Source organism: Gordonia insulae (genome assembly GCF_003855095.1).
Classification (GTDB): domain Bacteria; phylum Actinomycetota; class Actinomycetes; order Mycobacteriales; family Mycobacteriaceae; genus Gordonia; species Gordonia insulae.
This window is the reverse complement of record NZ_CP033972.1, coordinates 4,746,981-4,767,923: the sequence shown is the minus strand read 5'-3', so window position 1 is coordinate 4,767,923 and position 20,943 is coordinate 4,746,981. Positions and strand designations below refer to the sequence as shown.

Here is a 20,943-nt window from a genome sequence, read left to right as displayed (position 1 = left end):
CGACGAGTCCGACACCATCGACTCATCCACGAGTACCGCCCATGACCACAGCCCATGAACGCCTCGGGACCAGCCGAACGCGTTCACCCATCGATGAGGAGTGATCCGTGGTAGCAGTAGACCATTCGATCCCACACGCTCACCAGCCCACCCGCGAGCGACCCGGACGGGTCGCCGTCGCCTCCGGCGCCGGAACGATCATGGAGTTCTACGACTTCGCGATCTACGGCACGGCGACCGCCCTTGTCTTCAACAAGGTCTACTTCAACGTAGACGACCCGTGGTTCGGGACCTTCCTCGGATTCGCCACGTTCGCAGTGGGATTCGTGATGGCCCCGATCGGCGCCGTCATCTTCGGTCACTTCGGGGACAAGTTCGGACGACGCAAGGCCCTGACGAGCGCCTTCCTGCTGATGGGTGGTTCGACGCTCGCGATGGGCGTCCTCCCCGACTACCAGGCCATCGGGATCGTGGCGCCGGTCATCCTGATCTTCCTGCGGATGGTCCACGGGATCTCCCGTGGCGGCGAGATCGGCGGGGCCGCACTGCTTGCCGCCGAGCACGCGCCAGTGCACCGACGTGGCCTCTACGGCTCGTTCGTGACACTCGGCTCACCGGTCGGCGGCATCCTCGCCAACCTGTCGTTCGCCCTCGTCCTCCTGATGCCGATGGAGCAGGTGCTGGCGTGGGGATGGCGCATACCCTTCCTCATCGGCGGGATCGTTCTCGCGATCGGCGTGTGGACCCGTACGAAGATCAGTGAGACACCGGAATTCGTGCAGTCCCAGCAGGCCGAACAGAAACGTCCCCGGACGTTCACCGTCCTCCGCGAGAACTGGCGTCGCGTCGCCCTGGCCGCCGGCATCAATGTGGGCCAGAACTGCTATGCCTTCCTGTTGTTCACCTTCATGCTCTCGTTCCTGACGGAGACCGACCCCGGACGCGGATTCGACCGGTCCCCGGTCGTCTTCGGCAGTACGTTCGCGCTGGCCTGTCACGCCGCCACCGTCGTCCTGGGCGCTCATCTGTCCGATCGGTTCGGCCGCAAACCGGTGATCGGATTCGGCATGGTCACGTCGCTGGTGTTCGCCCCGATCCTGTTCTGGGTCACCGCGACCGGGTCACTCATCGCGTGTGTCACGGTCATCTCGATCGGCTTCGCACTCACCGGCTTCGTGTACGGCCCGATGCTCACCACCTTCGCCGAGCTCTTCCCGATCACCCAGCGATACAGCGGGATCGGCATCGGCTTCCAGGTCGGCGCAGTACTCGGCGGCGGGCTCGCCCCGATGATCGCGAACCGGATCGTCAGCGCGACCGGGAGCGTCGTTCCCGTCGGCATCTACGCGGCCACGCTGATGGCGATCTCCCTCTGCTGCCTGTTGGTCATCCGGGAGACCGCGCCTGCGGCGGCGGAGCGCACCCTCCGACAGCGACTACTGCCCTGATTCTCGCAGATCGGGCTATTGACAGCATTCTGTCATCTTTGACAGAATGCTGTCATAGTCGATTCGGAGGAGCAGCCATGAAAACCATCCACCTGGGCCTTTACCCCACCCTCGCCGACTGGGAGTTCGGCTACGTCGCCGCCGGCGTCAACAATCCCGAGTACCAGAGCGATCCGGGCTCGTTCCGCATCGTCACCGTCGGAGCGTCGCGAGAGCCGATCCGCACCATCGGGGGCGTGACGATGGTGCCCGATGTCACCCTCGACGACGTCACGCCCGACGACAGCGCCATGCTCGTCCTGCCGGGGGCGCAGATCTGGGACGCCAACGACGAGTTCGTCGATGCCGCTCTGCGCTGGGTCGGCGCCGACGTTCCCGTGGCCGGGATATGCGGCGCCACAGTGGGTCTCGCGCGCAGCGGACTCCTCGACGACCGCCGGCACACCAGCAATGCGCGCGAGCAACTCGAGCCCACCGGGTACGCGGGTGCCGCGCATTACGTCGATGCCCCCGCCGTCACCGATCGCGGCGTGATCACCGCGGCCGCCGTCGCACCGGTCGAGTTCGCCCGCGAGGTCTTCGGCCTCCTCGGCGTGTACACGCCGGCCGTCCTCGACGCCTGGTACCAGCTCTACGGACATCGGGACCCCAGTGGCTTCTATGCGCTGGCCGGGCAGGAATGAGCGACAACCTCCAGCACCTGCTCTCCGACAGCGCGCTGACCACGTTCCGGCTCAACGGACAGTTCCTCGCGCTGGCCGAGGAACTCGCCCGCCCGGCAGGCCTCACCGCGACACGCTGGCAGGTCCTCGGCGCGGTCATCGACCATCCGTTCACCGTCTCCGACATCGCCCGCGCCATGGGCATCACCCGGCAGAGCGTCCAACGGACCGCGGACCTGCTCGCCGACGACGGACTCGTCGAGTACCGCGACAACCCGGGCCATCGCCGCGCCAAACTCGTGTACGTCACGCCTGCCGGCGTCGAGGCCAATCACCGCATCAACCCCGACCACCGGGCCGCGGCGGAACGAATCGCCGAGCGCATCGCGCCGGCGGAGTGGCAGCGCGCAGTGGACGCGCTCCACGCGCTGAGCAGGGCACTTGATCGCTCGGCGTAGCCGGCCGCGACCCCGTCCTCGGCGTTCTGCGCAGCCGACTGACAGCGCCGATGTCCAATTGTTGACAATCCGACGATCGACCGTCACGGTGTACCCATGACCGTCACCACCGACTCCATTCGCACCGCCCAGACCGCGACCCTGAGCCCCGCGCTCAAACAGGCCACACCTGTCGTCGTCGACCATGCGTCCGGCTCGTGGATCCATGGCACCGACGGCAACGATTACCTCGACTTCACCACCGGCATCGGCGTCACGAGCACCGGCCACTGCCACCCGCGCGTCGTCGCGGCCGCGCAGGAACAGTGCACCAAGATCATCCACGCGCAGTACACGACGGTGATGCATCAGCCGCTGCTCGAGCTGACCGAGAAACTCGGCCATGTCCTGCCACTCGGTCTCGACTCGGTGTTCTACGCCAACTCGGGCTCCGAGGCCGTCGAGGCCGCGATCCGCCTCGCCCGCATGGCGACCGCCCGCCCGAACATCATCGTGTTCCAGGGCGGATTCCACGGCCGCACGGTCGCCGCGGCCAGCCTCACCACTGCGGGAACCCGTTTCTCCGCCGGCTTCTCCCCACTCATGTCGGGCGTCCACATGTCTCCGTTCCCGTACGCCTACCGCTACGGCTGGACCACCGACGCTGCCGTCGACTTCGCGCTGCGTGAGCTCGACTATCTCCTGCAGTCGCGGGTCGCGCCGAACGACACCGCCGCGTTCCTGATCGAACCGGTGCTGGGCGACGGCGGCTACCTGCCCACCCCGCCCCGCTTCCTGCAGGGCCTGCGCGAGCGCGCGGACCGCCACGGCATCATCTTCATCCTCGACGAGGTGCAGGCCGGATTCGGCCGCACCGGCAAGTTCTGGGGGCATCAGCACGCCTCGGACCTCACGCCCGACATCCTGATCACCGCCAAAGGCCTCGCCTCCGGCTTCCCGATCTCGGCGATCGCCGCTTCCACCGAGCTGATGAGCAAGGCCTGGCCCGGCTCGCAGGGTGGAACCTACGGCGGCAACGCCGTCGCCGCGGCCGCCGCGGTGGCCACCATCGACGTCATCCACGACGAGAACCTGGTGGACAACGCCCGCATCCGCGGCGAGCAGATGCTCTCCGGCCTGCAGGACATCGCCGCCCGATTCGATGCGATCGGCGACGTCCGCGGGTTGGGCCTGATGGCCGGCATCGAGTTCGTGACCAGCAGCGACGGCAGCACACCTGTGCCCGACGCCGCCGCAGCCGCGGCCGTCCAGCAGGCGACCACCCGGCACGGCCTGTTGACCCTCACCTGCGGTCCCGCCGGCAACGTCGTGCGTCTCATCCCGGCACTGGTGGTGACCGAGAGTGAGATCGCCACGGGTCTCGAGCGATTCGCGGCAGCACTGACCGATGTGCTCTGAAGTCGTTACCCTCGAACAGAGATGACACATGTCAGCCCCTCCCGTGCGTCGCTGACCGGCGATGATCGGCCCGCTGCCGGCGACCTCGACGTCGCCGGAGACCTCGGCGCCCTCGGCGTCGAGGTCGACAGCTCGTCACGACGACTGGCCGAGTACTCCTACGACGCCTCCAACTACCGGATCCGACCGGTCGCCGTCGCCTTCCCGCGCGACGACGACCAGGTCTGCCGTACCGCGGCGTATTGCCACGCCCATGGGATCCCGCTGATCGCGCGGGGTGGCGGAACGTCGATGGGCGGCAACGCGATCGGCCCCGGAGTCGTGATCGACCTGTCGCGGTACATGAATCGCGTCCGATCGATCGACGCGGACTCCTCGACGGCGGTCGCCGAGAGCGGCATCGTGCTCACGACCCTCGCCACGCACGCCCGCGCGGCCACCGACGGGCGACTCACCTTCGCACCCGACCCGTCGTCGGCGTCACGCGCCTCGCTGGGCGGTGCGATCGGCAACGATGCATGCGGGAATCACTCTGTCCGGCATGGCCGTACGACAGACCACGTCGAGGAACTGTTCCTGGTCACCGCCGACGGGCTGCGGCTGACCGCCACCCGACACGGCATCATGGCCACCGATCCAGCCGACCGCGACGCCGTCTCCCGGGCCGCCGACCTCACCGAGCGCCTGCACGACCTGACCTCGCGGCACATGGCGATCCTGCGCACCGACCTGGAGACCATCCCCCGTCAGGTCTCCGGTTATCACCTCGCGAAGATGTTGCCGGAGAACGGCTTCGACGTGGCACGTGCACTCGTCGGCAGCGAGGGCACCTGCGCGATCGTCGTCGCCGCACGCGTACGGCTCGTGCCCGTGGCCACCTCACCGCTGCTCATCTGCGTGGGGTACCCGACGGTCATCGACGCCGCCCGCGACGTCACCGCGATTCTCCCCTACGCGCCGTCGGCAGTCGAGGGCATCGACCGTAAGATCGTCGCCACGATGGCCGCCCGTCGCGGCCGCGACGCCATCTCGGCACTCCCCGGCGTCGACGACGCCGACTGCACCGGATGGCTGTTCATCGACGTCGACGAGCACAGTGCCGCAACACGATCCGAGACCGATGTCAAGGCGACCGCGAAACGGCTGCTCGACGACCTGCGTGCACGTGGCCGGATGGTCGCGGCCACCACGGTCCCCGACCCGGTGGCGCGCAAGGCGCTCTGGCGGGTCCGCGAGGACGGCGCCGGACTGTCATCCCGGCTCGCCGACCCCGACGACGACAGCATCGGCAACGACTACGAGTCCTGGCCCGGCTGGGAGGATGCCGCCGTCGCACCCGAGCGTCTGGCCGACTATCTCGACGATTTCACCCGGCTTCTCGATCAGCATGGGCTGACCGGTGTGATGTACGGCCACTTCGGCGCCGGCTGCATGCACGTCCGCATCACCTTCGACCTGCGTACCCCGAAGGACGGGCGGTGATGGACCGGTTCTGCTCCGACGCCGCCCGACTCGTCGTCGCACACGGTGGGTCGCTGTCCGGTGAACACGGTGACGGCCGCGCGCGGTCCGCGTTGCTCCCGGTGATGTACTCGCCCGCCATGATGGGCGCATTCGCCGAGTTCAAGCAGATCTGGGATCCGCAGGGCACCCTCAACCCCGGCTCCATCGTCGACCCGTCACCGATCACCGACGACCTCGCCCTCGCCGGTGTCCCGGACCGGCACTGGCCGACCATGTTCCACCTCGGTGGGCCGGCCCACGATGCTGTCTCCGCCGCCCCCGGCACGCAGTCCTCCGTCACGCCACCCGGGGCCCCGACCGGAAAAACGCCCCGGAAAAGCGCCCCCGGTACGGCCGCGGATGCCGATATGTCGACGGCCGCCTCTCAGCGGGCGGATTTCCGGGGCGGTTTTCTGGAGATCGCCCAGGTCACCGATGGCGCCCACACCGACCAGACCTCACTCGACCCGTTCGTCCACGCCGTCCAGGGCTGCATCGGCGTCGGACGCTGCCGGTCGACCTCCGGCGGCGTCATGTGCCCGAGCTACCGGGCCACCCGCGACGAGAAGGACTCCACCCGCGGGCGCGCCCGCGTCCTGCAGGACATGGTCCGTACCGCCCCCGACGTCGAAACCGGCTGGCAGTCGACCGACGTCGCCGATGCCCTCGATCTCTGCCTGTCCTGCAAGGCCTGCTCCACCGACTGCCCCACCGGCGTCGACATGGCCACCTACAAGTCCGAGTTCCTCCATCACCATTACCGTGGACGACGGCGTCCCCTGTCGCACTACTCACTCGGCTGGATGCCGGCCTGGCTCGGGGCCGCAGGTGTCCTGGCCCCGGCGATCAACGCGGCGTTGGAGAGTCCACTCCGACGACTCGCCGCACGTGCCGGCGGGCTCGACCCGCGACGCAGCATGCCGCGCTTCGCCACCCGCCGTGATCGACGACGTCATCTGCGCACCCTCCCGCCGGTCACGGCCACCACCGACACGGTGCTGTTCGTCGACTCGTTCACCCAGGCATTCCGGCCGCAGGTCGCGACGGCCGCGGCCGAGGTCCTCGGGGCGACGGGCGATCAGGTCGGCTGCAGTGCGACCAACTGCTGCGGCCTCACCTGGATCTCCACTGGTCAGCTCACCCATGCTCGAAAGGTGTTGTCGCGGACGGCAGACAACCTCGACGACGGCACCGGACGACCGATCGTCGTGCCCGAACCCAGTTGCGCCGCCGCTCTCCGGAAGGACCTGCCCGAACTCGTGCACACCCCGGCCGCCCGTCGGGTCGCCGCACGGGTCCAGAGCTTCGCCGACTACCTCCCCCGCCTACTCGAGCAGGGATGGCGACCCGAGAACCTCCCCGAGGCGGTCACCCTGCAGACGCACTGCCACGAGTACGCCGTCTTCGGCGCGCGCACGGGCGCCGCAGCCCTGTCCGCACTCGGCGTCGAGGTGCACACCGCCGATGGATGTTGCGGCGTGGCAGGCAACTTCGGCTTCGAGCGCGGACACTACGAGGTGAGCGTCGCGGTATCGGAGAACGCGCTCGCCCCCGCGTTGCGTTCCGCTCCGGACCGCCCGGTCATCACCGACGGGTTCAGCTGCGCCATGTCCGTCGACCACCTCCGGACCACCGACGCCGCCGTCACCTCGACGGGCCTACACCTCGCCGAACTCCTCACCCAACCTCCGCCGACCGAATCCACCACCTCAGAAGGAGCGTGACCATGACCGCCACCATCTCCCCCGCCGCGCAGACGATCTCACGCATCCACACCGACCACTTCATCGGCGGTCGGTGGGAGCCGGCCGGCGCCGGTGCGAGATTCGACGTCGAGAACCCGGCGACGGGTGAAACGCTCGCCCAGGTGGCCGACGGCGATGCCGCCGACGCCCGTCGCGCCCTGCAGTCAGCCGCCGATCACCAGGCCGCCTGGGCCGCGACGTCACCTCGGTCGCGCAGCGAGATCCTCTATCGCGCTTACCAGATCATCATGGACCGCGCCGACGAGATCGCGTCGGTGATGACCGCGGAGATGGGTAAACCGCTCGCCGAGGCCCGCGGCGAGGTCGCCTACGGCGCCGAGTTCTTCCGCTGGTTCGCCGAGGAGGCCGTCCGCATCGGGGGCGACCACACCGTCACCGGCGACGGCGCCAACCGGATCGTCGTCTCCAAGCAGCCGGTCGGCCCGTGCGTGCTGGTCACGCCGTGGAACTTCCCGCTCGCAATGGGCACCCGCAAGATCGGTCCGGCAGTCGCGGCCGGCTGCACCATGGTGTTCAAGCCTGCCGAACTCACACCCCTGACTGCCCTGCTGCTCACCGAGATCCTCACCGAGGCAGGACTTCCCGACGGCGTCCTCAACGTCGTCACCACCACCGATCCCGGAGCCGTCGTCGGCGAGTGGATGGGTTCCGGACAGGCCCGCAAGATCAGCTTCACCGGCTCCACCGAGGTCGGCAAGATCCTGCTCGGGCAGGCCGCCGGCACCGTGATGCGCACGTCCATGGAACTCGGCGGCAATGCGCCCTTCATCGTCTGCGCCGACGCCACCGTCGACCGTGCCATCGACGGTGTGATGGTCGCAAAGATGCGCAACATGGGTCAGGCGTGCACGGCCGCCAACCGGATCTTCGTGCACCGCTCGGTGCTCGATGAGTTCACCGATAAGCTCAGTGCCCGTATGGGTTCACTCGTCGTCGGCGACGGCAGCCACGACGGGATCCAGGTCGGCGCTCTCGTCGAGGGCAAGGCCGTGGACAAGGTCACGACGCTCGTCGCCGACGCGGTCCAGCGCGGCGCGCGCGTCGTCTGCGGCGGCGAGCGACCCGACGGCGCAGGTCACTTCTACCCGCCGACCGTGCTCACCGACGTCGATCCGGCCGCCGACCTCATGCACACGGAGATCTTCGGACCGGTCGCCGCGATCATTCCGTTCGGAACCGACCGCGCCGACGACGCGGCGGATGACGAGGAGGTCCTGCGGCTCGCCAACGACACCCCGTGGGGCCTGGTCGGTTACCTCTTCACCCAGGACATCGACCGCGCCGACCGACTGTCCGCGGCGCTGGAAGTGGGTATGGTCGGCGTGAACACCGGTCTGGTGTCGAATCCGGCGGCCCCGTTCGGCGGCATCAAGGAGTCGGGCCTGGGCCGCGAGGGCGGCCGTCTGGGCATCGAGGAGTTCCTCGACATCAAGTATGTCGCCCGGCCGATCGCCAAGCGGTGAGCCGCGCTGCCGCATAGGCTTTCCCGCGACAGCAACTCACGTGTCGGCAACCCCCTCGCCGACACCTCCCACCGACAGACAGGAGCCCTCGGATGTACCTCGGCTCTCAGCTGTTCACCGACAGCGAGTACGAGCAGCGGCTGGTCCGTGTGCGCGAATTGATGGACCGCCAGGGTCTTTCGGCGATCATCGTGACCGACCCGGCGAACATCTTCTATCTGATCGGTTACAACGCCTGGTCCTTTTACACGCCGCAGATGCTGTTCGTCCCGATCGATGGCGACATGGTCTTCTTCGCGCGTGAGATGGATGCCCATGGCGCCCACCGCACAACGTGGCTGCCCGACGAACAGATCGTCGGCTACCCGGAGAGCTACGTGCACCGACCGCACCTGCATCCCTTCGACTGGGTCGCCTGGGCGCTGCGGCAACGCTTCCTCATCGCGCCGGCATCGAAGGGCTCGGTCGGCCTGGAGATGGACTCGCACTTCTTCTCTCCCAAGGCGTATCGCGCGCTCTACAACGCCATCCCGGAGTGGAAGCTGGTCGACAACTTCGAACTCGTCAACTGGGTGCGGTCGGTGAAGTCCGACGCCGAGATCCAGCTCATGCGCCAGGCCGGGATGGTCTGCTCGGAGGCGATGCGCGCCGCCATCGACACGATCGATGTCGGTGTGCGGCAATGTGATGCCGCAGCCGCGATCTCCCAGGCCCAGATCACCGGAACCGACGAGTTCGGCGGAGACTATCCGGCGATCGTGCCGATGATGCCGACGGGAGCAGCCGCCGACACCCCGCATCTCACCTGGCATCAGGGCACCTTCGCCGAGGAGGCGGTCGTCATCGAGCTGACCGGCGCCCACAAGCGCTATCACTGCCCGCTCGCCCGCACCGTGTCGCTGGGTAAGCCGTCCAAGGACCTCGACTACGTAGCGAACGCCACCGCGGAAGGCCTCAACAACGTCCTCGACGTCATCCGGCCCGGCGTCGCCACTCGCGAACTCGCCTCCACCTGGAACTGGACGCTGGCGAAGTACGGGCTGGAGAAGCCCTCTCGCCTGGGCTACTCGATCGGGATCGGCTATCCACCCGACTGGGGCGAGCGCACCATCAGCATCCGCACCGAGGACGAATCGGTCCTGGAGACCAACATGACCTTCCACATCGTCTGCGGGATGTGGATGGACGACTACGGTTTCGAACTCTCCGAGTCCGTCCGGGTGAGCCCCACCGGCGTGGAGACGTTCACCAGCTTCCCCCGTGAACTGATCCGGAAATGACACCCTGACCACCGAGGGACCGGCTCCACTCCCATCCCTGAGGAGCGAAGCGTCACGACGGGCAACACCCAAGACGAGAGAGGTGAACGACATGACCGCCACCACCGAACCCACCCACGACCTCCGACGATCCGCACCCACCCTGCCCCTGGCCGGCCGCGCCAAGGATCTGGTCGGGTCGATGATCGACTCGTCGACGTCGCTGCTGGCGTCCCAGACCCACGACATCGTGCGTTTCGCGATGGGCTCGCCCGCCGACGAGGCGGTGCCGGCGGACGAGTTCCGGCAGATCGCCGGTGAGATCCTCGACAACACGTCGTTCACTTACGGGGCCACCGAGGGCGAGCCGCGCCTGTTGCAGCTGCTCGTCGACTACCTGGCGACCACCCCGGACCCCTCCAGCCATGAGCGTCTGGTCATCACCACCGGTGGCATGCAGGGCCTCGACCTGGCGAACAAACTCTTCGTCGATCCCGGCGACCTGGTGATCGTCGAGTCCCCGACGTACACCAACGGCAGCGCGACCGCGCTCTCGTACGGGGCGCGGCTGCTCGAGGTTCCGGTCGACGAGGACGGGATGCAGGTCGACACGCTCGAGGACCTGGTCGCCCGCACCCATCAGACACCGAAGGCGATCTACACGATCCCGACGTTCCAGAACCCGTCCGGTGTCACCCTTTCCGAGGAGCGGCGACGCGAGCTGCTGCGGCTGGCGCATCAGTGGGGTGCGGTCATCATCGACGACGACCCCTACGGTCTCCTGCGCTTCGCCGGCACCGACATCCCCACCTTCCAGACGTTGAGCCCGCAGGACCCGCTGGTGTTCTCGGTGCGCACCTTCTCCAAGATCCTCGCGCCCGGGTGGCGGGTCGGGTGGGTCGACGCGGATCCGTCGCTGCGCCAGCTGCTCATCAACGGCAAGCAGGCCATGGATACATGCACCAACGTCCCGAACCAGCACATCGTCGCCGAGTACATCGCGCGCGGTGGTCTCGAGGACCATCTGGCCGGGATCCGCACCCTCTATCGCGAGCGTAAAGAGGCGATGGTCGAGTCGATCCAGCGACACCTCGGCGATCGGGTGGAGACCACCGATCCCGAGGGCGGGTTCTTCCTGTGGGTGACGCTGCGCGAGGAGTTCGCCGAGATCGACACGCGTGAGTTGTTCGAGGTCGCCCTGGCCGACGGGGTCGCGTTCATCCCCGGGCCGGCGCTCTCCCCGGGCGGACGGTTCCGCAACGCGCTGCGACTGTGCTTCGCGTCCAGCACTCCCGAACGCATCGACGAGGGCATCCGGCGGCTGACGACAAGTCTTGAGAAGATGATCCATACTGCATGAGGGTCACTCCTGGCGAGGACCTTACGAGGAGGATCGTCGGATGAAAGGTGATGCGGTGTCGCTGACCGAGGCGGAGGCCGGCGTGCTGTCCCACATCAACGCCGACACCGTGGCGATGCTCACCGCGTCGCTCGTCGAGGTGCCGAGCGAGAATCCCGGCGGCACCGAGGCCGCCACCGTGGAGGTCCTGCAGAAGGCGTGTCGATCCGCGGGCTTCACGGTGAGCACCCACGAGGTGTCACCCGGGCGGCCCAACCTCACGGCCACACTGGCCGCAGGCGACGGTCCGGGCCTCATGCTGCTGGGCCACTCCGACGTGGTGCCCGCCGGACCCGGGTGGACCGCCGAGCCCTTCCGTCCCCGGTTCGCCGACGGCCGCATCTACGGTCGCGGCACCACCGACATGAAGGGCGGGCTGGCGGCCGCGGTGATCGCGATGCAGGCGCTCTCGCACGCGTCGGCGTACGGCGTCGATCTGGGCGGTCCCGTCCAGCTGGTGTGCACCGTCGACGAGGAGGAACACGGACTCGGGGTCCGCGATTTCGTCACCCGGAAACAGGAACACGCCTTTGCCGGCTGCATCGTCGCCGAGCCCACCGACCTGCAGATCGTCCGCGGTTGCCGCGGCGCCTCCTACCTGGAGATCGACATCACCGGCCGCGCAGCGCATTCCGGCCGTCCGGCGGACGGACGGAGCGCCATCGACGCCGCCGCATCCATCATCGATCTCATCCGGTTCGACCATCAGCAACTCGCGATGACCGCCGACGACCTGCTGGGTTCCGGGACCTGGAACGTGGGCACCATCCAAGGTGGGCAAGGGATCTCGGTGGTCGCACCGATGTGCAACCTCGGCATCGACCGCCGCCTGCTGCCCGAGGAGAAGGCCGAGGAGATCGCCGCGCAGTTGCGTTCCGCGATCAAGGATTCGGCGATCGACACCGACGGCGTCACCGTCGACGTCGCGGTCACGATGGAGATGCCGGGGTTCGCCACCCCCGCCGACCACGCCCTGGTCACCACTGCGGTCGGCGCCGTCACCGATGCGGGGCGCACCACATCGGTGGGCGGTTGGAGCGCGGCGTGCGACGGCGGATTCGTCAACCGCGATCTCGGTATCCCCGCGATCGTGTTGGGCCCCGGCAACATCAACGCTGAGGCACATCAGCCCGATGAGTCCGTCGCGATCGCCGACCTCGAGGCCGCCGCCCGCGCGTACGCCCTCGCCGCGCTCCGTCTCCTGGGCTGAGTGGCCTCGATACGGCCCTCGTACCTCGGACCTACTCGACCAGCGGGAGAGTATGTTCCCGCTGATCGAGTAGGCGACGAGCGTGAGGATCATTCCCGCTGATCGAGTAGACGACGAGCGTAGCGAGGAGTCGTATCGAGATCACACCAGCACTAAGGCTTGGCGCCCTCCAACATCCGGAAGTCGTTCTCCTTGCTGGGGATCTCGGTGCCGCGGATCGAGCAGCCCGCGGTTTCCTTGAGGAACACCATCGCCACCATGCCGATCGCACAGGCGCCCATCATGTAGACCGCCGGGAACAGATTCCATCCGGTGGACTCCACGACGGCGTCGTTGACCAACGGGGCCGTACCACCGAATGCCGCGGTCGCCACGTTGTAGGAGATGGCGAATCCCGCGTACCGGACCTGTGTCGGGAACATGGCCGGGAAGGTCGCCGAGATGGTGGCCAGCTGCGGGATGTACAGCAGGCCGAGGATCACGAATCCGACGATGGCCCACGTGAACCCTTGACCCATCAGCCAGTACAGCGGCAGCGACAACACGAACAGCCCGATCAGCGAACCCCACCACATGGGTTTGCGGCCTGTACTGTCCGACCACCGCCCGAAGAACGGGATCATCACCATCATCACCAACTGACCGATGAGGACCACGGTCGACCCCGATGAATCCGACAGGCCGATGGTGCTCTTCAGATACGTCGGCTGGTAGGCCAGCAGCGTGTAGTTGACGACGTTGAGCGCGATGACCATGCCGAACATGATCAGGATCGGCCGCCAGTAGTTGCTCAGCAGATCCTTGAACCGCGTGAACGCCGTGCCCTCGATCTCGTTTTCCTGCTCGAGTTCCTTGAAGACCGGTGTGTCCTCCATCTGCGACCGGAGGTACAGGCCGATGAGGCCCAGCGGCAATGCGATCATGAACGGGATGCGCCAGCCCCAGGTCTGCATCTGATCGTCGGACAGCAGCAGCTCGAACAGCAGGACGATCGCGGTACCTGCGCTGAAGCCGGCGAGCGTACCGAACTCCAGGAACGATCCGTACTTGCCGCGCTTCTTGTCGGGTGCGTACTCCGCCATGAAAGTGGCAGCGCCGCCGTACTCACCGCCGGTCGAGAATCCCTGGATCACCCGCAGCAGAATCAGCAGGATGGGTGCCCACACGCCCGCGACCGCGTGCGTGGGAAGCAGGCCGATCAGCGCGGTGGCACCGGAGATCAACAGGATCGTTGTCGCGAGAACCGATTTGCGACCGATCCGGTCGCCGATCGGCCCCCACACCATCCCGCCGAGCGGGCGCAGCACGAAGGAGATCGCGAAGCCCAGCATGGTGCCGATGGAGCCCAGGTCGCCGGGAAAGAATGCTTGTGTCAGATATGTCGCGGTCGCGGCGTAGACGCCGTAGTCGTACCACTCAGTCGCATTGCCGATGGCGGATGCGCCGATCGCCTTGCGGAGCAGAGATTTTCCCTCCGGTGATTCCGGATCGGGGGCGAGCTCTTCGAAAGTCGCCGGTGAGGATGATTCAGTCATCTGTGCCTTCCCAAGAAAGTAGTTCGGCCAGTTGTGTTCTGGTGCTCATCTCACATCGGTGGAAGGTGATCGTTGTGGAAGCCGGTTGTCACGCCGACGAGGCTTCCGACGGCTCGCCCACGCCCACAAGTCGATGCAGGCCGTCTTTCATGTGCTCGATCATCAGTCTGTCAGCCGCCGGCGCGTCTCCTGCCGCTATGGCGTCCACCAATGCCTGGTGCTCGTCGATCCGCTCCTTCCCCGAGGAATACGTTCCCCGCATTGCGCGCAGGCACATTCGCGTCTCCACCAGTATGGTCTCGTGTAGTCGTGAAAGTCGCTGGCTGTGCGCATGTTCCACCAGGATCTGGTGAAACTCCATGTCTGCCTCGGCCATCTCGGCACTGTTCGGATGGTCGATGAACGCTCGCATCCGGGCGACCGCATCGTTGAGGTCGTCGACGGCGCCGCTGTCTCGACGCACGATCAGCTCCGCCACGGCGGCACGTTCCACCGCCGTCCGGGCCACGTACATGTCCCGGATGTCATCGTCGTCCATCGACACCACGAACAGTCCGCGGTTGCGATGGCTGACCAGCAACCCCTCGGCCGTGAGTCGTTGCATGGCCTCACGCAACGGCCCTCGACTCACCCCCAGGTCGGCGGCCAGACCGGACTCGGTCAGCTGCGAACCGGGCGGAAAGTTACCGCTCGCGATCGCGTCGTGCAACTTGCGGGCGATGATCGCGGGTGTGGACTCCTGCACCAATGGGGTCAGAATTCTCTTCCGCCCTTGGCTGTTGTCCTGCGAAACACTCATCGACATTACCCCTTTTTCTTACCCTCATTCACGCGCATAGGACAGTACTTCGCCTCGGGCCCCACCCATCCAGACGTCATTACACGCCTCGGCGAACTCGCTGAGACCGTCGACGATGGTCCCGAAGACGTTGCCGGGCACCCAGCCGACATCCCCGTTGACCAGCAGATTGTTGCGCCCGTAGAAAACGGCGAGGTCGATCAGGAGCTGGTGCTCACCCGGTGCCGACCCGGCCTCGTAGCCGTAGGCCGGATTGGTCAGCACTCCGTCGAAAGTGAAGTAGCACAAGTCCCCCGGTATGGGGGTGATGGTGGTGTTCTCCGCCCCCGGTTCCGTCGGCGCGAACGCCGGGAGGAGCGTGTAGATCTCGTTACGTGCGAATTTACCGTGGTAAACCTGGCCACCCAACGGGAGCGCATCCCACACCGCGGCGGCAGTCCGTGGCGCCTCGTCGTCGAGCAGACGTGCCACCGCCTTGACCCCGCGTTGGGCGAGGCTGACGGAGATGTAGCGATCGGTCATCGACGTGCCTCCAGTGTCGCGAACGGCGCAGCCGCTTCGTAGGCCGCGGCAACCCGCAGCACCATGTCGTCGTGATGCCGGGCGCCGACGAATTGCACGCCGGTCGGCAACCCGGGGCCGCGTCCATCCGCGGCGTCCCCGGCGTCGATGCCGCTCGGCACGGTGATCGCCGGTTGTCCGGTGAGATTGAACGGGTACGAGTACGGCGTCCACGATGTCCAGTCCGGACTCTCCGAGTGCGGCGGAACATCCACTCCCGCTTCGAATGCCACGGTCGGCATCGTCGGGGTGAGCAAGACGTCGAAGGTCTCGTGCAGCCTGCCCATCTCGACACCCATGGCCATGCGCAGCGCGGTCGCGTCGAGGTAGTCGGCTGCAGTGAAATCGCGATGGCGGTCGAGTGCCTGCGCCAGCCCCGGGTCGATCTTCTCGAGGGCACCCGGCCCGAACGCCCGCACCACCACCTCCGCGCCGCTGAACCAGAGGATGTGGTACGCCCACGCGGGGTCCTCCCACGCGAGATCGACCGTGGCCACCTCGGCGCCCAGACCACGCAGAACGTCCACCGCCGCGTCGGTGTTCTGCTGCACGACAGGATCATTGGAACCGAAGCCGAGGGTCGGGCTGTACGCGATCCGGATGCCGGCGAGATCGGCGGGCGCCTGCGCGAGCAGATCGGCCGTGCGGGAGGTCGGGGTCGGCATGGCCGACCAGTCCCGCGAGTCGAATCCGCTGAGGACATCGAGCATGGCCGCGCAGTCGGCCACCGTCCTGGTCATCGGTCCGGCATGCGCGAGGGTGCCGAACGGACTGGCCGGAAACAACGGAATGCGTCCGTAGGTCGGCTTCAAACCGACTATGCCGCAGAAAGATGCAGGGATGCGGATCGATCCGCCCCCATCGGTGCCGACGGACATGGCACCCAGTCCGGCCGCGACCGCGGCAGCGCTCCCGCCACTCGAGCCGCCGGACGTGCGATCGGTGTTCCACGGATTTCGGGTGATCCCGCAGCGCAGGCTGTCGGTGACGCCCTTCCAGCCGAACTCGGGCGTGGTGACCTTGCCGAGCAGTACCGCGCCGGCCTCCCGTAGTCGTGCGACGGCGGGTGCATCGACATCCCACACCATGTCCTCGGACCCGAGGAGTTCACTGCCGCGCAAGGTCGGCCACCCCGACGTCAAGAGCAGGTCCTTGATGCTGACCGGCACTCCGTCGAGCGGCCCGAGCGGGGTGCCGGCGGCGTAGCGCTCGGCCGACGCCCGCGCATCACGCAATGCCGAATCGGCGTCGACCAGACAATACGCATTGATCGCGGCGTTCTCGGTGCTGATCGCGTCGAGGATCTCCGTGGCCACCTCGACCGGCGACGACTCACCCGAGCCGAATCCGGCCACCAGATCTGTGGCACTGCGCCAGCGTGCGCTCGTTTCCATCGCTTCCTTCATCACATCGGTAGGCTGTTGGTAGATTGTTGACAATCTACTCGGGAGGTATGCGGGTGACAACCAGAACGCCCACAGTCGCAATGCTCTATCCAGGACACGCCGCGGAGGACGACTACCCGTTGGCCGAGAGCGCACTCGGCGGCGCCGTCCGGTTGCCGGTGGTCATCACTGACATCGAATCGGACGATCACACGGTCGACGCGATGCGTGCGGTGGGTACCGGACCACGGCTCCACGACGGCGCCCGCGCGGCGTCTCGACACGATCCGGATGCCCTGATGTGGGCATGTACGTCAGGGAGCTTCCTGTACGGCTGGGCCGGCGCACACGCACAGGTGGCACGCATCTCCGAGGCGGTGGGGCTGCCGGTGTCGTCGACGTCGCTGGCCTTCGCGGCCGCGTGCCGGGAACTCCAGATCACCTCCGTCGCCATCGCTGCCACCTATCCCGCAGCGGTCGCCGACGGTTTCGCCACCTTCCTCGCCGACGCCGGGATCACCGTCGTCTCCGCGGCTGCGCACGACATCGAGACGGCGACGGAGGCGGGTTCGGTCGACGGCGACAACCTGTTCGAGATGGTCCGCTCCGTCGACACGCCGAACGCCGAGGCGGTCCTGGTCCCCGACACCGCGCTGCACACCATCGGCTGGCTCGACGACCTGGAACGCGACATCGCGAAACCGGTCCTCACCGCCAATCAGGTCACCGTCTGGGAGGCCCTGAGACTCGTCGATCGGCCCCTCGTCGTCGACGGATTCGGGAAGCTGTTCGGCGACAACCGGATCACCGCACGAACCGGTAGCCCATACCCGCCTCGGTGAGCAGGTGTCGGGGGCGGGCCGGGTCGTTCTCGAGTTTTCGTCGGAGACTGGCGAGATACACCCGGAGGTAGTTCGTCTGGTTGTCGTAGGTCGGCCCCCACACGTTGCGCAGGATGTCCCTCTGTCCGACCAGCTTTCCCTCGTTGCGCACCAGCTGCTCGAGGATGCCCCACTCGGTCGGCGTGAGGTGCACGGGCTGATCCGCACGGATGACGGTCTTGGCGGACAGATCGACGGTGAAGCTGCCGGCCTCGACCACGGGTGCCTCCGGTCCGACCGAGGACGTCGAACCGCGCCGGACGGCGGCCCGCAAACGTGCGAGGAACTCCTCCATGCCGAACGGTTTCGTCACGTAGTCGTCGGCGCCGGCGTCGAGGGCAGCCACCTTGTCGGCGGCGTCGGTCCGGGCCGACAGCACGATGACCGGGACGTTGGTCCAGCCGCGCAGTCCCTCGAGGACGGTCAACCCGTCGAAGTCCGGCAACCCGAGGTCGAGGACCACCACCTGCGGGTTGGTTCGGGCGGCCGCGGTCAGCGCCTCGGCTCCGGTGGACGCCGTCGTCACCTCGAATCCCCTCGCCTTGAGGTTGATTCGCAGTGCCCGCAGAAGTTGCGGTTCATCGTCGACGACGAGCACCCGCACGCCGGTCATCGGAGCGCACCGGCGTCGGGGGCGGCCCGGTCCGCACGCATCGGCAGGGTGACCACCATGGTGGTACCCCCGCCGGGCGTCTCGGTCGCATCGAGGGTCCCGCCGATGGCGCCGACGAATCCTCGGGCCACCGACAATCCCAGTCCGACACCTGAACTCGCACCGTTCTGGTCGCCGTACTGATGGAACGCGGTGAAGACCCGAGCGCGCTCGGCGAGCGGGATCCCCGGTCCGTGATCGATGACTCGCAGGATGCACCGTGGCTCGTCGTCGACTTCCACCTCGGGTGCACCCACAGCCTCGATCAGCCCGACCTGCGCCTGCACCGTGACCTCACCGCCGCCGTGCCGGACGGCGTTGTCGATCAGATTGGCCAGTGCACGTTCGAGGAGCCCCGCGTCGGTGTAGGCCCACGCCTGTTCGAGTTCCACGGCAACGCGCGGGACCTTCGGGTCCCGTCGGTAGACGGCCGCCATCGCGCGATGCACGACCTCGGCGAGATAGGTCCGCTGCAGACTCGGCCGGACCGCGCCGGCGGCGAGTCGGGACGAGTCCAGCAGATTGCCGACGAGTGCGGCGAGCTGATCGACGGATTCCTCGACGGTGGCCAACAGTTCGGCGGTGTCCTCGACGCTGAAGGTGACGTCGGTGCTGCGCAGACTCGACACCGCCGCCTTCGCCGCGGCGAGCGGCGTGCGGAGATCATGGCTCACCGCCGACAGCAACGCTCTCCGCAACTCGTCGGCCTGCGCGATCGCGGCCGCCTCGGCCGCGTCGGCCTCGAGTTGGTGGCGCTGCACCGCACCGGCCGCCTGGGTGGCGACCGACGCGAGGACACGACGGTCCCGACCATCCAACTCCGGTCCGGCGAGCCACATCTCGAACGTTCCGCCGGGCACCTGGCACACCGTCACGGCGTCATCCTCGGTCACCGGCGGGGCGGCGCCGACCGACGACTCCACGGTCACCGCGCCCCGCTGATGTCGACGGATCAGCGAGACCCCGGCCTGGTCGTAAGTCTCGCGTACACGTTCGAGCAGTCCGGGAACGTCCGCGCCACCGAGCACCGCGCTGGAGAACAGCGACAGCAACTCCGCATCACGGCCGGCGCGCTGCGCCTGCATCCGACGGGTGGTCGCGGAATCGACGAGTGCGGCAACGGCGATCGCGATCACGAGCATCACCAGGATGGTGATCAGGTTGTCCGGCTCGTCGATGGTGAACGTGAAACGTGGATCGGTGAAGAAGTAGTTCAGAAGCAGTCCGGACACCACCGCCGACAATGCGGCCGGTCCGATGCCACCGAGCATCGACACCATCAGCACTGCCACGAAGAACAGTGCTGATTCGCTGGCGAATCCGAGCCACCGATCCAGCAGGGCGAGGATGCCGGTGACCACCACCGGGACGACGACAGCGGCCACCCAGCTCAGCGGCCGTTGGAATCGGGTGTCGCGGATGTCGAGCCGATTGCGTCGACGCGTCTCGTCGTGCGTGACCATGTGCACGTCGATCCGGCCGCTGTCCCGGACCACGCTCGTACCCACGCCCTCGTCCAGGAGTCGCTGCCATCGCGGCCGTCGGGAGGTACCGAGGACCAGCTGGGTGGCGTTGACTCCACGCGCGAACTCGAGGAGTGTGGCCGGGATGTCGTCACCGACGACGGTGTGGATCCTGGCGCTGAAACCTCCCGCCAACTCCCGCAGAGCGGCCATGTCCATCGGTACGTTGTCCGCGAGTCCGTCGCCGCGAACGACGTGCACGACGACGAGTTCCGCACTGGATCGCGATGCGATGCGACTCGCACGGCGCAAGAGAGTCGCCGACTCCGGTCCACCGGTGATGGCGACGACCACCCGCTCTCTGGCCTCCCAGGTGTCGGTGATCGCATGCGCCGCGCGGTAATCGGCGAGATTGTCGTCGACCTGATCGGCAAGCCACAGCAGCGCGAGTTCCCGGAGAGCGGTGAGGTTGCCCTGTCGGAAGTAGTTCGCCAGCGCACCCTCGATCCGACCCCCCGGATACACCTTCCCCACCGCGAGCCGTTGCCGGAGCGCCTGAGGCGCGATGTCGACCAGCTCGATCTGGTCGGCGGCCCGGACGACGTCGTCGGGAACGGTTTCGCGTTGTGTGACACCGGTGATCTGGGCGACGACGTCGTTGAGGCTCTCGAGGTGCTGGATGTTGATCGTCGAGAGGACATCGATGCCGGCGTCCCGCAGGACCTCGATGTCCTGCCATCGCTTGGCGTTCGGCATCCCGGGAGCGTTGGTGTGGGCGAGTTCGTCGACGAGCGCCACCTGGGGCTTCCGGGCGAGGACGGCATCGAGGTCCATCTCCTCGAGGACGGTGCCCCGATACTCGACCCGCCGGCGATCGATGATCTCGAATCCTTCGACCAGTGCGGCCGTGGCGACCCGGCCGTGCGACTCGACCACGGCGACAACGACATCGACACCTTCGTCGACGAGACCCCGAGCGGTGGCAAGCATCTCGTACGTCTTGCCCACGCCCGGCGCACATCCCAGGAAGACCTCCAGTCGCCCCCGGGCATCACCTGCCGTGGCCATGCCGACCAGTGTATCCGCCGGTTCGGCGACCGA

General features: G+C 67.4%; 17 protein-coding genes. 11 read left to right on the top strand and 6 right to left on the bottom strand.

Going from position 1 to position 20,943, the window contains the following annotated elements; all coding sequences use genetic code 11:
• Positions 1 to 107: 107 nt before the first annotated feature.
• From D7316_RS21730 to D7316_RS21690, 10 genes are all read left to right on the top strand, one after another.
• Positions 108 to 1,448: an MFS transporter gene (locus tag D7316_RS21730; protein WP_124710110.1), complete on the top strand. Its 1,341-nt coding sequence runs from the start codon at positions 108 to 110 to the stop codon at positions 1,446 to 1,448.
• Positions 1,449 to 1,525: 77 nt separating this feature from the next.
• Positions 1,526 to 2,131 carry a DJ-1/PfpI family protein gene (locus D7316_RS21725; protein WP_124710109.1) on the top strand — a complete coding sequence of 202 codons (606 nt, stop codon included), beginning with the start codon at positions 1,526 to 1,528 and terminating at the stop codon, positions 2,129 to 2,131.
• Entirely contained in the window at positions 2,128 to 2,568 is a 441-nt protein-coding gene (locus tag D7316_RS21720; protein WP_124710108.1) for a MarR family winged helix-turn-helix transcriptional regulator, read from the top strand. Before D7316_RS21725 ends, D7316_RS21720 begins: the two co-directional genes overlap by 4 nt.
• A gap of 96 nt (positions 2,569 to 2,664) precedes the next feature.
• Positions 2,665 to 3,966 carry an aspartate aminotransferase family protein gene (locus tag D7316_RS21715; RefSeq protein WP_124710107.1) on the top strand — a complete coding sequence of 434 codons (1,302 nt, stop codon included), beginning with the start codon at positions 2,665 to 2,667 and terminating at the stop codon, positions 3,964 to 3,966.
• A 21-nt stretch (positions 3,967 to 3,987) separates the two neighbouring features.
• Positions 3,988 to 5,448 (top strand): FAD-binding oxidoreductase, encoded by a 1,461-nt coding sequence (locus D7316_RS27540; RefSeq protein ID WP_232017015.1) that lies wholly within the window; start codon positions 3,988 to 3,990, stop codon positions 5,446 to 5,448.
• The gene (locus D7316_RS27535) at positions 5,448 to 7,193 is read left to right on the top strand and encodes a (Fe-S)-binding protein (RefSeq protein WP_232017213.1); all 1,746 of its coding nucleotides are present in this window, start codon (positions 5,448 to 5,450) and stop codon (positions 7,191 to 7,193) included. Before D7316_RS27540 ends, D7316_RS27535 begins: the two co-directional genes overlap by 1 nt.
• Positions 7,194 to 7,195: 2 nt before the next feature.
• Entirely contained in the window at positions 7,196 to 8,698 is a 1,503-nt protein-coding gene (locus tag D7316_RS21705; protein ID WP_124710106.1) for an NAD-dependent succinate-semialdehyde dehydrogenase, read from the top strand.
• A 92-nt stretch (positions 8,699 to 8,790) separates the two neighbouring features.
• Positions 8,791 to 9,978, top strand: coding sequence for a M24 family metallopeptidase (locus tag D7316_RS21700; RefSeq protein ID WP_124710105.1), 1,188 nt, complete (start codon positions 8,791 to 8,793; stop codon positions 9,976 to 9,978).
• Positions 9,979 to 10,069: 91 nt separating this feature from the next.
• Entirely contained in the window at positions 10,070 to 11,317 is a 1,248-nt protein-coding gene (locus tag D7316_RS21695) for an aminotransferase-like domain-containing protein (RefSeq protein WP_124710104.1), read from the top strand.
• 40 nt (positions 11,318 to 11,357) lie between these two features.
• Complete coding sequence (locus D7316_RS21690; RefSeq protein WP_124710103.1) at positions 11,358 to 12,566, top strand: M20 family metallopeptidase; 1,209 nt, start codon at positions 11,358 to 11,360, stop codon at positions 12,564 to 12,566.
• Between the two features lie 152 nt (positions 12,567 to 12,718).
• Here D7316_RS21690 and D7316_RS21685 read toward each other — a convergent pair whose 3' ends face one another.
• The 4 genes from D7316_RS21685 to D7316_RS21670 all read right to left on the bottom strand — a co-directional run bounded on the left by D7316_RS21685 (position 12,719) and on the right by D7316_RS21670 (position 16,855).
• Positions 12,719 to 14,101: an MFS transporter gene (locus D7316_RS21685; RefSeq protein WP_124710102.1), complete on the bottom strand. Its 1,383-nt coding sequence runs from the start codon at positions 14,099 to 14,101 to the stop codon at positions 12,719 to 12,721.
• Between the two features lie 88 nt (positions 14,102 to 14,189).
• Positions 14,190 to 14,906, bottom strand: a complete 717-nt coding sequence (locus D7316_RS21680) for a GntR family transcriptional regulator (RefSeq protein ID WP_124710101.1) — start codon at positions 14,904 to 14,906, stop codon at positions 14,190 to 14,192.
• Between the two features lie 18 nt (positions 14,907 to 14,924).
• The gene (locus tag D7316_RS21675) at positions 14,925 to 15,422 is read right to left on the bottom strand and encodes a DUF3830 family protein (protein WP_124710100.1); all 498 of its coding nucleotides are present in this window, start codon (positions 15,420 to 15,422) and stop codon (positions 14,925 to 14,927) included.
• A complete protein-coding gene (locus D7316_RS21670) occupies positions 15,419 to 16,855 on the bottom strand; it encodes an amidase (protein WP_124710099.1) in 1,437 nt (478 codons plus the stop codon). The genes D7316_RS21675 and D7316_RS21670 overlap by 4 nt, the downstream gene beginning before the upstream one ends.
• A gap of 59 nt (positions 16,856 to 16,914) precedes the next feature.
• Between D7316_RS21670 and D7316_RS21665 the strand changes: the two genes are divergently transcribed.
• Positions 16,915 to 17,688, top strand: coding sequence for a maleate cis-trans isomerase family protein (locus tag D7316_RS21665; protein ID WP_232017013.1), 774 nt, complete (start codon positions 16,915 to 16,917; stop codon positions 17,686 to 17,688).
• Here the strand turns inward: D7316_RS21665 and D7316_RS21660 are convergent.
• Positions 17,651 to 18,340, bottom strand: a complete 690-nt coding sequence (locus tag D7316_RS21660) for a response regulator (RefSeq protein WP_124710098.1) — start codon at positions 18,338 to 18,340, stop codon at positions 17,651 to 17,653. The genes D7316_RS21665 and D7316_RS21660 overlap by 38 nt on opposite strands.
• Positions 18,337 to 20,910, bottom strand: coding sequence for a sensor histidine kinase (locus D7316_RS21655; protein ID WP_124710097.1), 2,574 nt, complete (start codon positions 20,908 to 20,910; stop codon positions 18,337 to 18,339). The genes D7316_RS21660 and D7316_RS21655 overlap by 4 nt, the downstream gene beginning before the upstream one ends.
• Positions 20,911 to 20,943: the final 33 nt, after the last annotated feature.

What these genes read in the sequence shown, in the direction of transcription:
- D7316_RS27535 (WP_232017213.1), top strand. Translation starts at nt 5,448, where the DNA reads ATGGACCGGTTCTGCTCCGACGCCGCCCGACTCGTCGTCGCACACGGT.
- D7316_RS21725 (WP_124710109.1), top strand. Translation starts at nt 1,526, where the DNA reads ATGAAAACCATCCACCTGGGCCTTTACCCCACCCTCGCCGACTGGGAG.
- D7316_RS21705 (WP_124710106.1), top strand. Translation starts at nt 7,196, where the DNA reads ATGACCGCCACCATCTCCCCCGCCGCGCAGACGATCTCACGCATCCAC.
- D7316_RS21670 (WP_124710099.1), bottom strand. Translation starts at nt 16,855, where the DNA reads ATGGAAACGAGCGCACGCTGGCGCAGTGCCACAGATCTGGTGGCCGGA.
- D7316_RS21675 (WP_124710100.1), bottom strand. Translation starts at nt 15,422, where the DNA reads ATGACCGATCGCTACATCTCCGTCAGCCTCGCCCAACGCGGGGTCAAG.
- D7316_RS27540 (WP_232017015.1), top strand. Translation starts at nt 3,988, where the DNA reads ATGACACATGTCAGCCCCTCCCGTGCGTCGCTGACCGGCGATGATCGG.
- D7316_RS21715 (WP_124710107.1), top strand. Translation starts at nt 2,665, where the DNA reads ATGACCGTCACCACCGACTCCATTCGCACCGCCCAGACCGCGACCCTG.
- D7316_RS21690 (WP_124710103.1), top strand. Translation starts at nt 11,358, where the DNA reads ATGAAAGGTGATGCGGTGTCGCTGACCGAGGCGGAGGCCGGCGTGCTG.
- D7316_RS21680 (WP_124710101.1), bottom strand. Translation starts at nt 14,906, where the DNA reads ATGTCGATGAGTGTTTCGCAGGACAACAGCCAAGGGCGGAAGAGAATT.
- D7316_RS21695 (WP_124710104.1), top strand. Translation starts at nt 10,070, where the DNA reads ATGACCGCCACCACCGAACCCACCCACGACCTCCGACGATCCGCACCC.
- D7316_RS21700 (WP_124710105.1), top strand. Translation starts at nt 8,791, where the DNA reads ATGTACCTCGGCTCTCAGCTGTTCACCGACAGCGAGTACGAGCAGCGG.
- D7316_RS21665 (WP_232017013.1), top strand. Translation starts at nt 16,915, where the DNA reads ATGCGGGTGACAACCAGAACGCCCACAGTCGCAATGCTCTATCCAGGA.
- D7316_RS21655 (WP_124710097.1), bottom strand. Translation starts at nt 20,910, where the DNA reads ATGGCCACGGCAGGTGATGCCCGGGGGCGACTGGAGGTCTTCCTGGGA.
- D7316_RS21660 (WP_124710098.1), bottom strand. Translation starts at nt 18,340, where the DNA reads ATGACCGGCGTGCGGGTGCTCGTCGTCGACGATGAACCGCAACTTCTG.
- D7316_RS21685 (WP_124710102.1), bottom strand. Translation starts at nt 14,101, where the DNA reads ATGACTGAATCATCCTCACCGGCGACTTTCGAAGAGCTCGCCCCCGAT.
- D7316_RS21720 (WP_124710108.1), top strand. Translation starts at nt 2,128, where the DNA reads ATGAGCGACAACCTCCAGCACCTGCTCTCCGACAGCGCGCTGACCACG.